The organism is Collinsella aerofaciens, from assembly GCF_015670795.1.
GTDB lineage: Bacteria > Actinomycetota > Coriobacteriia > Coriobacteriales > Coriobacteriaceae > Collinsella > Collinsella aerofaciens_Q.
In genome coordinates, this window is the sequence record NZ_JADPCJ010000019.1 from 1 (window position 1) to 15,596 (window position 15,596).

At 60.8% G+C, this 15,596-nt stretch carries 12 protein-coding genes; all 12 read left to right on the forward strand.

Annotated elements, in window-relative coordinates; all coding sequences use genetic code 11:
• Positions 1-401: 401 nt before the first annotated feature.
• The gene (gene rpmE, locus I4W09_RS06805) at positions 402-827 is read left to right on the forward strand and encodes a 50S ribosomal protein L31 (RefSeq protein ID WP_006235303.1); all 426 of its coding nucleotides are present in this window, start codon (positions 402-404) and stop codon (positions 825-827) included.
• Positions 828-1,173: 346 nt separating this feature from the next.
• The gene (gene secA, locus I4W09_RS06810) at positions 1,174-3,981 is read left to right on the forward strand and encodes a preprotein translocase subunit SecA (RefSeq protein WP_196033080.1); all 2,808 of its coding nucleotides are present in this window, start codon (positions 1,174-1,176) and stop codon (positions 3,979-3,981) included.
• Positions 3,981-5,129, forward strand: a complete 1,149-nt coding sequence (prfB, locus tag I4W09_RS06815; RefSeq protein ID WP_195521201.1) for a peptide chain release factor 2 — start codon at positions 3,981-3,983, stop codon at positions 5,127-5,129. Before secA ends, prfB begins: the two co-directional genes overlap by 1 nt.
• 165 nt (positions 5,130-5,294) lie before the next feature.
• Positions 5,295-6,185 (forward strand): YitT family protein, encoded by an 891-nt coding sequence (locus I4W09_RS06820; RefSeq protein ID WP_196033083.1) that lies wholly within the window; start codon positions 5,295-5,297, stop codon positions 6,183-6,185.
• A gap of 207 nt (positions 6,186-6,392) precedes the next feature.
• Positions 6,393-7,223 carry a transketolase gene (locus I4W09_RS06825; RefSeq protein ID WP_035137416.1) on the forward strand — a complete coding sequence of 277 codons (831 nt, stop codon included), beginning with the start codon at positions 6,393-6,395 and terminating at the stop codon, positions 7,221-7,223.
• Between the two features lies 1 nt (position 7,224).
• Complete coding sequence (locus I4W09_RS06830; protein WP_006235309.1) at positions 7,225-8,166, forward strand: transketolase family protein; 942 nt, start codon at positions 7,225-7,227, stop codon at positions 8,164-8,166.
• Between the two features lie 504 nt (positions 8,167-8,670).
• A complete protein-coding gene (gene ftsE / locus I4W09_RS06835) occupies positions 8,671-9,891 on the forward strand; it encodes a cell division ATP-binding protein FtsE (RefSeq protein ID WP_271739717.1) in 1,221 nt (406 codons plus the stop codon).
• Positions 9,878-10,798 carry a permease-like cell division protein FtsX gene (ftsX, locus tag I4W09_RS06840; protein WP_055310349.1) on the forward strand — a complete coding sequence of 307 codons (921 nt, stop codon included), beginning with the start codon at positions 9,878-9,880 and terminating at the stop codon, positions 10,796-10,798. Before ftsE ends, ftsX begins: the two co-directional genes overlap by 14 nt.
• 135 nt (positions 10,799-10,933) lie before the next feature.
• Positions 10,934-13,069, forward strand: coding sequence for a ribonuclease R family protein (locus I4W09_RS06845; RefSeq protein WP_196033086.1), 2,136 nt, complete (start codon positions 10,934-10,936; stop codon positions 13,067-13,069).
• Positions 13,070-13,245: 176 nt separating this feature from the next.
• Complete coding sequence (locus I4W09_RS06850) at positions 13,246-13,851, forward strand: recombinase family protein (protein WP_035137411.1); 606 nt, start codon at positions 13,246-13,248, stop codon at positions 13,849-13,851.
• 104 nt (positions 13,852-13,955) lie between these two features.
• Positions 13,956-14,537 carry a VanZ family protein gene (locus I4W09_RS06855; protein ID WP_196033089.1) on the forward strand — a complete coding sequence of 194 codons (582 nt, stop codon included), beginning with the start codon at positions 13,956-13,958 and terminating at the stop codon, positions 14,535-14,537.
• A 204-nt stretch (positions 14,538-14,741) separates the two neighbouring features.
• Positions 14,742-15,593, forward strand: a complete 852-nt coding sequence (locus I4W09_RS06860) for a MurR/RpiR family transcriptional regulator (RefSeq protein ID WP_055310345.1) — start codon at positions 14,742-14,744, stop codon at positions 15,591-15,593.
• Positions 15,594-15,596 lie beyond the last annotated feature (3 nt).

Below are 15,596 nucleotides of genomic sequence, written 5' to 3' on the forward strand. Positions count from 1 at the left end.
CCAGTTCAAGTGTAACTACCGTGTGTACAACTAAAGCAACCCGGCCGGGACGAGGGGCGACGCAAAAGCGTCGCCCCCGTTTTTAACCATGTCAACTGAACCTAGTTCAGTTTGGTTGATTTCCGATCTCAGCCGAACACATTGAGCGGAAAGGCCGTTCCCGCAGTCAGTCGAACGTCCCCGGGGCCCTTCTCAGGCCCCGGGGACGGCATTTTCCCAGTTGAAAGAACGGTGGAGATGTGTTTCGATGGGTCAGATTCGTGTCGTTCCGAAAAGACCGTGAACCTTTTGTGGGACGCGCGGTGCCGTGGTACCATAGCCGAGTTTGTTGTCTTGGTCGGAAACCAAGACGCCTTATGCGCTGATCGGTAACCAGCGCCTGACTAATAAGGAGTCCTACCATGAAGCAGGGTATCCATCCCCAGTATGTCGAGTGCACGGTGACGTGCTCCTGCGGCAACACCTTCAAGACGCACGCTACCGTGTCCGAGATGAAGGTCGAGCTTTGCAACGAGTGCCACCCGTTCTACACCGGCCAGCAGAAGTTCGTCGACACCGGTGGACGCGTCCAGCGCTTCGCCGACAAGTTCGGTGGCGCCGCTGCCGCCCAGCTCAAGAAGGCTGAGGAGGCCAAGGCTGCCAAGGCCGCCAAGGCTGCTGAGGCCGAGGCCGCTCGCAAGGCCGCCGCTGAGGCTAAGGCTGCCGAGAAGGCCAAGCGTGCTGCTAAGTTTGCCGAGGAGGCTGCCAAGCAGGCCGCCGAGGCTCCCGCAGAGGCTCCCGTCGAGGAGGCCGCTGCCGAGGCCGAGACCACCGAGGCTGCTGAGTAAATAGCTCGCCGAGGAATCGCTCGCATTCATGGCAAAAGGGCCGTGCATCCGTTTGGGTGCGCGGCCCTTTTCTTTTTATTGGTGCAGGCTAACCCGTTCCCATTGCACCAGATTGGTGCGAAGGGGACGGGTTGGTTTGCACCAAATGGCAGAGTGACGGCGTTTTCCCAGATAAAACCTGCCAAAATAAACCAGTCCCTTTTTGGCAGGTCGGTCGGGTCGTAGTTATTACGTGGCGGTCGAGGTCGACCGTATAGGCCGCGCCTTGTTTGGCTAAAGTACAATCATCTGTGTTTAACTCGCCCGCAGCTGCACGGCGTGGGCGATGGCCAAAAAGGAAAACCACATGGGATTCATGTCAAAGCTGCTGTCCTTTGGATCCGATAAGGACCTTAAGCGCTACTACAAGATCGTCGACCAGATCAACGGTCTTGAGCCCCAGTTTGAGAAGATGACCGAGGAGGAACTCCGCGCCCAGACCGATAAGTTCCGCGAGCGTTACGCCAACGGCGAGTCGCTCGACGACATGCTTCCCGAGGCCTTTGCCACCGTGCGCGAGGCTTCCAAGCGCATCACGGGCATGCGCCACTTTGACGTACAGCTCATCGGCGCCATGGCGCTTCATGAGGGTCATATTGCCGAGATGAAGACCGGCGAGGGCAAGACGCTCGTCTCCACCTTGGCCGGCTACCTCAACGCTATCGCCGGCAAGGGCGTGCATGTCGTTACCGTCAACGATTACCTGGCAAAGCGCGACTCCGAGTGGATGGGCCGCATCTACAAGTACCTGGGCATGACCGTCGGTCTGCTCCAGAACAACATGCCGCTCGAGCTCAAGCGTCCGGCCTACCAGGCCGACGTCACGTACGGCACCAACTCCGAGTTCGGTTTCGATTACCTGCGCGATAACATGGTTACCCGCCCCGAGCAGCGTGTGCAGCGCGGCCACCATTACGCCATCGTCGACGAGGTCGACTCCATCCTGATCGATGAGGCCAGAACGCCGCTCATCATCTCGGGTGCCGGCACCAAGTCCGCCAGCACCTACAAGGACTTCGCGCGTGCTGTGCGTGGCCTTGAGCGCGGCGAGGACGTGTCGCACGACATGCTCACCGCCACCGAGGACGTCGAGCCCACGGGCGACTACGTCATGGACGAGGCCAAGCACACTATCGCCGCCACCGAGCGCGGTCTTAAGAAGATCGAGCGCCGTCTGGGCATCGAGGACATCTACGCCGACCTTTCGGGCCAGCTGGTCAACCACCTGCAGCAGGCGCTGAAGGCCCAGTACATGTTCCACCGCGATAAGCAGTACGTGGTCACCAACGGCGAGGTCAAGATCGTCGACGAGTTCACCGGCCGCATCATGGAGGGCCGCCGCTATTCTGAGGGCCTGCACCAGGCCATCGAGGCCAAAGAGGGTGTGCTCGTACGCGAGGAGAACCAGACACTCGCCACCATCACCCTGCAGAACTACTTCCGTCTGTATGATAAGCTTTCCGGCATGACCGGCACGGCACTCACCGAGGACGCCGAGTTCCGCGAGATTTACAAACTGCCTGTCGAGGTCATCCCCCCCAACAAACCCGTGCAGCGTGTTGACCACGAGGATCTGGTGTACCGCACCATCCAGGCCAAGTACAACGCCGTTGCCGACGACGTCGAGCGCCGTCACGCCAAGGGCCAGCCGGTCCTGGTGGGCACCGTCTCCATCGAGAGCTCCGAGAAGCTGTCGGCCGCCCTTACCAAGCGCGGCATCGCGCACGAGGTCCTCAACGCCAAGCACCACGAGCGCGAGGCCCATATCGTGGCCCAGGCCGGACGCTACGGCGCCGTGACCATTGCCACCAACATGGCCGGTCGTGGCACCGACATCCTGCTGGGCGGCAACCCCGACGAGCTGGTGCGCGAGCGCCTGGAGTACGAGGGCCTGACCATGGAGGACGTGACGCCCGAGCAGCTCGAGCAGTTTAACGCCGAGGCCAAGGAGACCTGCAAGGCCGAGCGCGAGCGCGTGCTTGCCGCCGGCGGCCTGACCGTCATCGGCACCGAGCGCCATGAATCCCGTCGTATCGACAACCAGCTGCGCGGCCGTTCCGGCCGTCAGGGCGACCCGGGCGAGACCCAGTTCTACCTGTCGCTCGAGGACGACCTCATGCGCCTGTTCGGCGGCGACAGGATGGACCGTGTCTCCAAGATGATGGTCACGGCTGACATGGGCGACGACATGCCCATCCAGCACAAGATCATTTCCAAGGCCGTCGAGAGTGCCCAGCACAAGGTCGAGAGCATCAACTTCTCCATGCGCAAGAGCGTCCTTGAGTACGATGACGTCATGAACAAGCAGCGCCAGGTCATCTACGCCGAGCGTAACAAGATTCTGGATGGCAAGGACCTGACCGACCACATCACCGAGGTCATGCACGACACCGTGTACCGCTGCGTGCAGGAGTTCTGCACCAAGGACAGCCACGATGGCGAGCGCGATCTCGAGGGCCTGCGCAAGTGGGTCGTGGAGCTGACCGGCCATATCGATACGCCCAAGTTCCCTGACGAGGATTACGAGGCCCTGGCTGCCGATGTCCTGGCCTACGTCGAGAAGTGCTACAACATGAAGGCCGAGCGCTTGGGCGAGGACCTGATGCGCGAGCTCAACACCCAGGTCATGCTGCGCGTCATCGATACCCGCTGGATGAACTACCTGCAGGAGATGGACTACCTCAAGACCGGCATCGGCCTGCGCGGCTTTGGCCAGCGCGACCCGCTGGTTGAGTACAAGACCGAGGCCTACGGCGCGTTCCAGATACTCGTCGATACCATGTACGAGGATTATCTGCGTACGGTTCTGCGCATCGAGATCAAGGCTGCCCCGCGTGCCGTGGAGCACAAGGAGGAGCCCGCGCTCGAGGGTGCGCACTTCTCCGGTCCTGCCGAGGTCGATGGTGACAACGTCGGCTCGGTGCTGCGCAAGCAGGCGCAGGTGCAGGCCCGCATGGCTGTCCAGGGTGGTCCGGCTGCCGTCAACAACGGTGGCAAGGTGACCACCTATCGCAAGTCCGAGAGCGACGATCCGTACGTCAACGTGGGCCGCAACGACCCGTGCCCCTGCGGTAGCGGCAAGAAGTTTAAGTACTGCCACGGCAGGAATCGTTAATGGCTGAGGCTTTAGAGGTAACGCCCGCCGAGCTGGACGCGTTTGCGGACCGGCTCGGTGAGGTCGAGTCGTATCTCCACCTGGACGAGAAGCGTACCCGCGTGTTCGAGCTCGAGGCCAAAAGTGTTGCCCCTGGCTTTTGGGATGACGCCGACGCCGCCCGTGCCACCATGGAGGAGATCGCGCGCACCAAGGAAGATATCGCTGCCGTGGACACCGCGCGCGGCGAGCTTTCCGATGCCCGCGCCGCGCTGGAGCTTGCCGAGGAGATGGGGGATGACCCCGACGCCGCCGCCCTTCGCGAGGAGGCTGCAGCCACGGCTGAGCGCCTGGCCCGTGCCATCGATGAGCTTGAGCTTTCGAGCTGGTTTACCGGTGAGTTCGATCACGGCGATGCCATTGTGACCATCAAGCCCGGACAGGGTGGTCTGGAGGCCCAGGACTGGACCTTCATGCTCTTTAAGATGTACATGAAGTACTGCCAGCGTCGCGGCTGGAAGGTCACCATCAACGACTGTCCCGCGGCCGAGGTCATCGGCATTGACCGTGCGACCTTTACCGTCGAGGGCAAGGACGCATTTGGCATGCTGCGCGCCGAGGCCGGCGTCCACCGCTTGGTTCGCATTAGCCCCACCGACGACAAGAAGCGCCGCCAGACCACGTTTGCCGGCGTCGAGGTCATCCCCGTGCTACCCGATGATATCGACATCGAGATCAGTCCCGATGACATCCGCGTGGACGTGTACCACGCGAGCGGCCCGGGCGGTCAGGGCGTCAACACCACCGACTCCGCCGTGCGCGTGACGCATTTTCCCAGCGGCATTGTGGTCACCTGCCAAAACGAGCGCAGCCAGATTCAGAACAAGGCCGCGTGCATGCAGATCCTCAAGGCTCGCCTGTACGAGATTGAGCTCGAGAAGCGCGCCGAGGCGCTCGATGAGATCCGCGGACCCAAGACCACGATTGGTTTTGGCAACCAGATTCGCAGCTACGTGCTCTACCCGTACCAGATGGTCAAGGACTTACGCACGGGCGTGGAGACCAGCAATGTCGAGGCCGTCCTTGACGATGGCGACCTGGACCCGTTTGTTATTGGCTACCATCGCTGGGCTACCGGCAACGCCGATGCAGAAGGCTCGGAGGTCTAAAACATCGGGTGGCTTCAAGCCGATGCCAAGCCCAACGGTTGGACGGGTTTGTATCCAGAATAAACCCTGCGCAGGGGTGGTTTTTGTCCGGCGAATCGGTAGAATCGAATACAAGAAGAAGTTCAAAGCGCATCCGTTTGGGTGCGCTTTTTTGAGGGAGGCAGCATGGCATATCGTCTGGACATCAAGCGCATTCTTTCGATGAACTTCTTTCACGACCTGCCCCAGATCATGTTGGGGTGTGCCTTGGCCGCCATCGCGACCGACTTGTTTTTGATTCCCAACGGTCTTGCCGCCGGTGGCGTTACGGGCCTTGCCACCATTATCCAGGCGGTCGGCGCGGCGCGCGGCCTATCGCTTCCCGTTGGTATTCAGACGATCGTGATGAACGCCTTGCTGTTGTTGGTCGTTATGCGCGAGGGCGGCATGTTCTACGTGGTGCAGACCGCGACGGGCTTTGTGCTGCTGGGCTTCTTTACCGATCTGTTCGCCCCGTTTGTAGCACCTCTGGCGGATGCGGACCTGATGCTCCCTGCCATGTGGGGCGGCATTATTACGGGCATCGGTTACGGCATGGTGTTGCGCGCCGGCGCCAACACCGGCGGCTCGGACACGATTGGCCAAATCATCTCGCGTAACACCTCGCTGCCGGTGGGCTCGACCGTCATGGCGATCGATGTTGCCGTATGCGCGCTATCGGCTCCGGTCTTTTCAATCGAAAACGCACTGTATGCAGGCCTTTCGATGGTCATTAGCGGCTACGTGATCGATGCCGTGGTCGATGGTGGCAACAAACGCCGTATGGTACTCATCATCTCGGACAAGTTCCCTGATATCGCTGCCGATATCATGTATGGCCTGGGTCGTGGTTGTACCAAGTTTAAGGCGACTGGCATGTATTCGGGTGCCGAGAAGCCAGTGATTATGGTCATCGTGAGCCGTCGAGAGCTCAATACCCTCAAGACGATCGTGCGCGAGCGCGATCCTCATGCCATCGTGACGGTTGCCGACGTTACGGAAGCCTTCGGCGAGGGATTCAAGGACATTACCGCGTAGGGTCGATCGCGTTCCATCCAAAAGACGTTCACATTGATAAACCGTTTCATCAGCGGTTCTGCCTGCTAAATTGTTCAAATAATGATAAAAACTCTGGTAAAGCCATCAGTTTCCAGCATAATGAATGACGTACGTGCATTGCGGCTGTGTTGGGATTACCTTCGGTGCCGTGCGCATTTTGTCTAATGAGGATGAAAGGAAGGCACAATGAGCGACGAAGAGCTCAAAAAGGTTGCCAACGAGGTAAGGAAGGGCATCGTCACCGGCGTGCACGCTGCCAAGTCCGGCCATCCGGGCGGTTCGCTCGGCGCTGCCGACATCATGACCTATCTGTACTTTGAGGAAATGAACGTCGACCCGGCCGATCCCCGCAAGGCCGATCGCGACCGTTTTGTGCTCTCCAAGGGCCATTGCGCTCCGGGCCTGTACGCCGTGCTCGCCGAGCGTGGGTTCTTCCCCAAGGAGGATCTCGAGACGCTGCGCCATATCGGCAGCCACCTGCAGGGTCATCCCAACATGAACGACACCCCGGGCGTCGACATGTCCACCGGCTCGCTCGGCCAGGGTATCTCCGCCGCCGTGGGTATGGCCGTTGCCGCCAAGCACTGGGGCGATACTTACCGCACGTACGCCCTGCTGGGCGATGGCGAGAGCGAGGAGGGCCAGGTCTGGGAGGCCGCCATGTTTGCCGGCAACCAGCAGCTCGATAACCTCTGCGTGATCGTCGACCACAACGGCCTGCAGATCGACGGCCCCGTCGAGGAGGTCAACGACCCCATGCCGCTCGCCGACAAGTTCCGCGCGTTCAAATTCCACGTGGTGGAGCTCGCCGACGGCAACGACTTCGACCAGATCCGCGCCGCCTTTGCCGAGGCTCGCGCCACCAAGGGGCAGCCGACCGCCATTATCGCCGAGACCCTGAAGGGCAAGGGCGTGTCCTTTATGGAGAACCAGGTTGGTTGGCACGGCAAGGCCCCCAACGATGAACAGTTTGAGCAGGCCATGGCAGAGCTCACGGCCGCCGGAGAGGAGCTCTAGGATGGCAGACGTCAAAAAAATCGCCACGCGCGTAAGCTACGGCGAGGCCCTCGTCGAGCTCGCCAACGAGCACGATGACTTTGTGGTCCTCGACGCCGACCTGGCCGCCGCCACGCAGACCGGCAAGTTCAAGGCCGCCTGCCCCGACCGCTTCTTCGACGTGGGTATCGCCGAGAGCAACCTGATGGGCGTCGCCGCCGGTATCGCGACCACCGGCCGCGTTGCCTTCGCGAGCACCTTTGCCATGTTCGCAGCCGGCCGCGCTTTTGAGCAGGTCCGTAACTCCATCGGCTACCCGCACCTCAACGTTAAGATTGGTGCCACGCACGCCGGTATCTCGGTGGGCGAGGATGGTGCCACGCACCAGTGCTGCGAGGATATCGCCCTCATGCGCGTCATCCCCGGCATGACTGTGATCGTTCCTGCCGACGACGTCGAGGCCCGCGCCGTGACGCGCGCCGCCTACGAGTGCGACGGTCCGGTGTACATGCGCTTCGCTCGTTTGGCCTCGCCGGTTATCAACGACCCCGAGACCTACAAGTTCGAGTTGGGCAAGGGCATTGTCATGCGCGAGGGCGCCGATGTGACCATCATTGCCTGCGGCCTGATGGTCGGCGAGGCTCTCGAGGCCGCCGAGCAGCTCGCTGCCGAGGGCATCGACGCCGAGGTCATCAACATGCACACCATCAAGCCCATCGATGCCGACCTGATCGTCAAGAGCGCCACCAAGACCGGCCACGTCGTGACCGTCGAGGAGCACTCCGTGATCGGCGGCCTGGGCAGCGCCGTTGCCGACGTCCTGTGCGAGCAGTGCCCGACGCCGCTCAAGAAGATCGGCGTCAACGACACCTTCGGTGAGTCCGGCCCGGGTGCCGAGCTCCTGCACAAGTACGGCCTGGACGCCGCCAACATCGTGGCGACCACCAAGGAGTTCTTGGCCTAGGGCAAGGCGGATCTCAAGGACTGCTTCGCCAGAACTATGGAAACCCGGCAGGGGCGCTCTCTTGGAGAGCGCCCCTGTTTCAGTTGCGGTGAAATAGGGACTGATTAGACCTTTTAACTGGTAAAACAGTCCCTATTTCACCGCAACTCATGAAGACGCCCCTCAAGCACGGTCCCATCAGGAAAAAGGGCATATATCGACAAAGCGCAATTCAGACCCTTCCAGCTTTGTATATGCAGCACCTCAAGATAAACGCAGCGACCCCTTAGTTATCGCAGGCCGGACACAGGGTTACTCTCCAAATCTTTCCGCAGGACGGAGGAGCCCCCGCCGCACGTAGTGCGCAGCGGGGGCTCCGACATGTCCGAGGACGATTTGGAGAGTAACCCTGTGCACGGCCGACGGGATCCCTAAGCACGCCATGCTTCTTATGTGCAGCAAAGCTAATGCTGCTAAAATACAAAGCGCTCATGTAGTTTAAACGCACGACGATAAGGAGCACCAGTGGGTAACCACTTCCGTACCTCCGGTGCGGGCGATGATGCCCCCAAGACGCAGGCAGGCGTCCAGGGCAGTCGTTTCGCCACTCCGGATTCAGAGGGCCAGCCTGTTGCTCAGGCCCCCGCTCAGCCGGCAGATCAGGCACAGCCGGCATCCGATCCCTTTGCCTACAATCCCACCAGCGATGTCGCGCTTTCCGGTACGGCGGGTTTTGAACCCGTTCAGGCCGTGACCGCTCGCGTGGAGCAGCCTCAGGCTGGCGCCGCCACGCCGCAGCCTACCATGGCCGGCATTCCCGACCCCATGGCCCCTGCGACGCCGGCTCCTCAGTCTGCGCAGTCCGGTCTCTTTGCCGCTATTCCCGACCCCACGCAGCCTGCTGCCCCGGTGGTCGAGAGCGATCAGGCCGCCGAGGTCGCAAGCCTCGATAACGCGCTCAACAACCCCGATTTTACGTCGGTGTTTGCACCCATTGATCCGCAGGCCAGCCGCAAGAAGATGGCCAAGCAGGCCGGTGTCGAGCCCGTCATCCTTATGGAGCATGTCACCAAGATCTATCCGGCACAGCCCAACAAGCCTGCACTCGACGACATCAACATCGAGATCTATCCGGGCGAGTTCGTCTTCCTGGTCGGTCACTCCGGCTCGGGTAAGACCACGCTGCTGTCGACGCTCAACCGCGACGTCAAGCCGACGAGCGGCCGCATCCTGGTTGCCGGTCAGGACCTCATGAAGATCAAGAACCGCAAGGTTCCGTTCCTGCGCCGCCAGATTGGCGCCGTGTTCCAGGACTTTAAGCTTCTGCCGCAAAAGACCGCCTACGAAAACGTGGCGTTTGCCCTGCAGTGCATCGGCAAGCCCAAGGGCGTCATTCGCAGCCAGGTGCCCGAGGTGCTGCGCCTGGTCGGTCTGGCCGATCAGATGGACTCGCTGCCCGACCAGCTTTCCGGTGGCGAGCAGCAGCGCGTTGCCGTCGCCCGTGCTATGGTCAACCGTCCGCCGCTGCTGATCTGCGACGAGCCCACGGGCAACCTCGACCCGGCGATCTCGCTGGGCATCATGAAGCTGCTTGAGCGTATTAACCGCACCGGCACCACCGTGATCGTCGCCACGCACGACCGCGAGATGGTCGATAGCATGCACCGTCGCGTGATCGCCCTCGAGGGCGGCCACGTCATCCGCGACCAGGAGAGGGGAGGTTACGGCAACTATGGCACCAACTAACGTGGGCTACTCCTTCAAAGAGGCAATCAGCCACTTCTTCCGTAACTGGACTACCTCGCTCGGCGCCGTCATCACGATCTTCCTTTCGCTGTTTATCATCGGCCTGTTCATTATGGGTTCCGCGATGCTGAACTCCGTGATCGGTACCGTCGAGGATCAGGTTGTCATTAATGCCTTTATTAGCGATGACGCCGATCAGGCAGACGTCCAGGCCTTTGAGGCCGAGCTCAAGACGTGGAGCAACGTCAAGTCCGTGACCTATAAGGATAAGGACGACGCACTGGCCGAGTACACGAGCAAGATGTCGGGTAACGCCGACGCCACCATGAGCGCGCTCGACGGCCAGAACCCGCTGCCCGCCTCGTTTGCGATTGAGATGGACGATCCGTCTCAGGTCGAGAGCACGGCCAAGAAGCTCAAGAAGGATGCCGATTTCCAGAAGATCGCGGATGACGGCGACGTCAACGCGAGCGTGCTGTACGGCCAGGAGGAAGTGAGCCGCCTGTTCCAGGTGACCAACTACATCCGCATCGCCGCCGTGGTGCTCGTTGGCCTTTTGACCTTTATCGCATTCATCTTCATCAACAACACGATTCGCCTGTCCATCACGGCGCGTCGTCGTGAGATTGCGATTATGCGTCTGGTCGGCGCCAGCAACGGCTTCATTCGTGGCCCGTTTATCACCGAGGGCGTGCTGCAGGCCATTTTGGGCTCGCTGCTTTCCATCGGCGTTCTGGAGCTGCTGCGCAATCTGATGATTCCGCGTCTGCAGGAGAGCATCGGCTGGATGTCGTTTGCCCTGCCGATGCAGTACTACCTGGTGACCTATGCTGCGCTGATTCTGGTCGGCGTGATTATCGGTCTCTTTGGTTCTGCCATCGCCATGCGCCGCTACCTGCGCGTGTAGGCATGCCTGGAATTCATCCCTTCCAACGGGTCGTCTCTTATGGGGCGGCCCGTTTTTTGATCCCTAGGGGACGGCAGGATGGCGAATCATTTGGGTAGACTCTTTGGAGTCGGCAATCGATAGTTAGGAGGCGCCATGGGGCGCAATAACAAGCATAAGCGTGGAGCTCGCAATAAGCGCGGGCCGGTGCGCAGCGAACGCCGTCCGAGCCTGACCGGGCGCGTGCAGCTCCATGAGCACAGTGCCTATGTCATAACCGAGAATGGCGACTACAAGGTCATGGGCCGTGGCAAGCGCGAGATTATGGATGGCGATACCGTTGCCGTGAGCATTAAGAACAGCCCGCACGGTGAGCGGCGCGCCGTGATCGAAGGCGTGGTTGAGCGCGCAGCCATAAGCGTGGTGGGCACGTACCAGACCGCCGGTCCGCTCGGTGTGATTGAGCCGCTCGATTCGCGTCTGAAGGCCGACTTCTTCATTTTGCCCGAGGATACCTCGGCGGATCGTCTGGGTGTCCACCCGGGTGATGCCGTTGTCGCGCGCATTTTGACCTACCCGACGCGACTGGAATCGGGCACCGTGACGATCGAACGCCGCATTGGCGGAGATGACGCGCCCGATTTGGGCGTTCAATATGTGATGGCGCGTTACGGCTATACCGATAGCTATCCCGAGGCCGCGCTGGACGAGGCCGAGGGGCTTTCGCTCGATGTGTCCGCGGCGCTTAAGGACCCGCTCCGCCGCGATCTGCGCGACCGCTTTGTCATCACGATCGACCCGGTCGACGCGCGCGACTTTGACGATGCCATTTCGTTGGAGCGCACGCCCGAGGGTGGCTACAAGCTGGGTGTGCATATCGCCGACGTTTCACACTATGTGGCTTGGGACGGGCATATCGATCTTGAGGCTCGCCATCGTACGACATCGGTGTATCTGGCCGATCGCGTGCTTCCCATGCTGCCCGAACGCCTGTCCAATGACCTGTGCTCGCTTCGCCCTGACGAGGACCGTCTTGCGTTTACCGTCGATATCGAGCTCGATGCGCAGGGTCGCGTGCGGCATTACGATCCGTACCCCAGCGTGATTCGCTCGCGTGTGCGTATGGACTATGACGGCGTCGAGGCGCTGCTGGTGCGTGCCGGCGCGGTTGAGTATTCGGTGCTGGAGGGCGCGGCCGAGGATGTTGCGGCTGCCGAGACCTCGCGCGAGGAAGCGCTTGAGCGCGGTCTTGCGTGCGAGGAGGCCGCCCGCGGCTACAACGTCGACCTCGGCGATTTCCTTGTCGCCGCCAACGAACTCGCCGAACTCCGCCGTCGTATTCGTCGCGCCCGCGGCTCAGTCGATTTTGACACGGCCGAGATTCGTGCTCTGTTGGATGAGGACGGAGTACCCGTGCAGATTGTGGCACGTGAGCGTTCGTGTGCCACGTCGCTTATCGAGGAGGCCATGCTGCTCGCCAACGAGTGCGTTGCAGAGTGGCTGGCAGACCGTGATGTCGAGGCCTGCTATCGCGTGCATGAGGATCCGAGCCCCGATAGCCTGCACGGTGCCGCCGTTGCGCTGGCGCAGCTAGGCATCATCGACGATTGCCGTGCTGCCGGTATTGCCCTGGGGAGCCCCGATGAACTGCAGGCTGCAGTTGATGCTGCCGCCGGTACGGCCAGCGCACCGCTCGTCAACACGTTGCTTCTGCGCAGCATGCAGCGCGCGCTGTACAAGCCGCGCAACGAGGGTCACTTTGCGCTCGCCGCGCCGTGCTACTGTCACTTTACGAGTCCCATCCGTCGCTACCCCGATCTGGTGGTGCACCGCGTGCTCAAACTGCAGTTGGCCTATGAGCGGCTTGGCGGCAAGGACGCCTTGGTGCGCACGCCGCGGCTGATCGGCAAGGGGCGCGAGTCGCTGCCGCGCATTCTGCCGCAGATCTGCCGCGCATGCAGCGATGCCGAGCGCGCGGCAGATGCCGCCAGCCATGCGACGCAAAAGATCAAGATTGCCCAGTACTATGAGGACCGTCTGGGCGAGCGCTATGCCGGAACCGTCTCGTGGGTTAGCAGCATGGGCCTTTTTGTGCGCTTGGACCTAACGCAGGTCGAAGGCTTGGTTTCGATCAAGAGTCTGGGCAACGAGTGGTTCGAGTTCGACGAGGACGCGCTAACGCTCACAGGTGCCGACACGGGCGCCCGTTACGAGCTGGGGCAGCGCGTGATCATCGAGGTCTCGCGCGTCAATACCACGCGTGGGCACTTGGACTTTAAGCTTATCCATTAGCCAAATCCCGACTCATGGTGGGGGAGCGGAGGGCGGCCTTTCGGGACCGCCCTTCGCATTTGAATCGTGACTACCTTGCCGTCTGCTCGGCCACCCGCTTACCTGCTATTTGAGAGGTAAAACCTACCAAAATAAACCTGTCCCTTTTGGCAGGTTTACAAGAAAGCGGGGATGAGATGGCGACGGTGTACGGTTATGCGCGGGTGAGTTCGCGCGATCAGAATCTTAATCGGCAGCTGGATGCGCTGGGCGCCTATGGCGTGGGCTCGGCGAATATTTATGCCGACCATGCGAGCGGCAAGGACTTCGATCGACCGCGTTATCGCGAGCTGCTGCACGTCCTGGGAGACGGGGACGTGCTGGTGGTGCTTTCTATCGACCGACTTGGCCGTAATTACTCCGAGATTCTTGAGGAATGGCGACGCATTACCAAGGAGCTCGGGGTTGCCATTGTGGTGTTGGACATGCCATTGCTTGACACGCGCGTCAGGGCCAGCGGCGCGCCGGATGTGACCAACACCCTGATTGCCGATATTGTGCTGCAACTGCTGAGCTACGTGGCGCAGGTGGAGCGCGAGAATATCCATCGGCGCCAGGCGGAGGGGATTGCAGCGGCGCGAGCGCGAGGGGTCCGTTTCGGTCGACCTCGCAAGCCGTGCCCTCCTCAGTTTGAGCTGGTGCGCGATAGCTATGAGGCGGGCGATATTACCCGCAGCCAGGCAGCAAAGTGCCTGGGCGTGTGTGTGGGGACGTTCGATCGCTGGATGCGCGAGGCGGGGTAGGGGTTTGCGTCGCTTTGTCGCTTCCTGTTGCGATTCAAATTTTGATACGGTGACGATGTCATTTGGGGCTACACTCGCTGATATTCAAAAAAGGAGGTTGACCCTTGGCGCGCGTAAAACAAATAATCGGATGGACCGCGATCGCTCTGTTCGCTGCAACGCTGGCGGGCATCTGGGTGCTGACGGAGCAAAATGCGGTGGAGACGTCGTTGCTGAGCGAGTCTACCGCGCGTGTGGTGGAGGGCCAGGCTACGGGCGTTCAGGCTGTCGATGCCACGGGTGAAGCTCAGGCGGAGAACGGAATGACCGGGGGCACCGATTCGGCTGCCTCGAATGTCCGGTCTGGCCGACTTGCTTCCATTCGCATGTGGGTGGGCACGAACGTCCGTCGCGTTGCCCATACCGTAGAGTTTTTCTTCGTCGGATTGTTCGCCTCGGTGGTCGTGGTTTGCTTTTCCAGGCGTCCGTGGAGCGTATGCTCCCGTTGCGTGCCCGTATTGCTCTTTTGCGCCGCCTGCTCCGTTGGCGATCAGGTACATAAGATCTTTGTTCCCGGCAGGCATTTCGACGTTATCGATTTAGGATTCGATGCTGCGGGCTATGTCACCGCCATGCTGTTGGTATTGCTGGCGGCGGCGTTGGTGCGCCATGCGACTCGGCCGATCGGCGCCCATGCGAGGCGCTAGCCGGTAACAAACCCGTTTCTGATAATGCGACCTTGCTGAATTATTTTGTGTCGCGCGTATTTCCGAGCGGTCGGATTTGAGGGGCGAGTGGTAGAACGCTCGCCCTTTGTGCGCCACGATGCGGCACAATGTACCGCAAAAGCTGTTTGTATCCGGTACGAATCGTTCGTTGGTCTTTAATTCTTCTCAACGGAGGTGTTTGAGATGGCAAACGGATTGCTTTTGCGGCTTCGCGAGCGTGAGCTCAGCGCGAGCCCGGCGGAACGCAATGTCATCGCATATGTAAGCGCTCATCCGCACGAGGTGGTCGGGCTGTCCGTCCGCGGTCTTGCCGATGTCACGTTCTCCTCGCCCTCGAGCATTTTGCGCTTTTGCAAGCGTTTGGGTTTTGCGGGCTACAAGGAGTTCCAGCGCGAACTGATTGCCGAGCTGGCGCTCTTAGGTGACAAGAAAGACGTAGCCCTCGAGGACATCTCCATGGATGACAGCGTCGAACGTATCGTGGGGAAGGTGATGAAAAGCAACGTGCGTACGATCGAGGCGACGGCGCGAACGCTCGATTACACCGTCTTGGAGCGATGCGCGGCCCGTCTTAAGCGGGCACGCGCGGTCAATCTGTTCGGTATTGGTGCCTCTCGTTTGGTCGCGCACGACCTGGCGCAAAAGCTCATGCGTGTCGACAAAGAGTGCCATCTGTACGACGACTGGCATGATCAGCTCTTATGTGCCAAGAACATGCATGAGGGCGATATGGCAATCGCCTTTAGCTACTCGGGCTTGACGCAAGAGGTGCTGGACTGCACCGCCGAGGCTCAACGTCACAACTGTCCCGTTGTGGCCGTTACCAAAGTAGATGGATCATCCAAGCTTGCCACCATGGCCGATGCCGTGCTCGGCGTCGCTGCGAGTGAACCTTTGGTCCGCAGCGGTGCCATGGCTTCGCGTATGGCCCAGCTTATGGTTGTCGATGCCCTGTACGCTGCTTACGTTGCCAGTGACTACGAACGGGCGACGCATGTCATTAAGCAAAACTACATCGAGAAACAGGAAAGATGAGGT

Excerpts from the sequence above, each read along its gene's own strand:
- rpmE (WP_006235303.1), top strand. The coding sequence starts at position 402 with ATGAAGCAGGGTATCCATCCCCAGTATGTCGAGTGCACGGTGACGTGC.
- secA (WP_196033080.1), top strand. The coding sequence starts at position 1,174 with ATGGGATTCATGTCAAAGCTGCTGTCCTTTGGATCCGATAAGGACCTT.
- prfB (WP_195521201.1), top strand. The coding sequence starts at position 3,981 with ATGGCTGAGGCTTTAGAGGTAACGCCCGCCGAGCTGGACGCGTTTGCG.
- I4W09_RS06820 (WP_196033083.1), top strand. The coding sequence starts at position 5,295 with ATGGCATATCGTCTGGACATCAAGCGCATTCTTTCGATGAACTTCTTT.
- I4W09_RS06825 (WP_035137416.1), top strand. The coding sequence starts at position 6,393 with ATGAGCGACGAAGAGCTCAAAAAGGTTGCCAACGAGGTAAGGAAGGGC.
- I4W09_RS06830 (WP_006235309.1), top strand. The coding sequence starts at position 7,225 with ATGGCAGACGTCAAAAAAATCGCCACGCGCGTAAGCTACGGCGAGGCC.
- ftsX (WP_055310349.1), top strand. The coding sequence starts at position 9,878 with ATGGCACCAACTAACGTGGGCTACTCCTTCAAAGAGGCAATCAGCCAC.
- I4W09_RS06845 (WP_196033086.1), top strand. The coding sequence starts at position 10,934 with ATGGGGCGCAATAACAAGCATAAGCGTGGAGCTCGCAATAAGCGCGGG.
- I4W09_RS06850 (WP_035137411.1), top strand. The coding sequence starts at position 13,246 with ATGGCGACGGTGTACGGTTATGCGCGGGTGAGTTCGCGCGATCAGAAT.
- I4W09_RS06860 (WP_055310345.1), top strand. The coding sequence starts at position 14,742 with ATGGCAAACGGATTGCTTTTGCGGCTTCGCGAGCGTGAGCTCAGCGCG.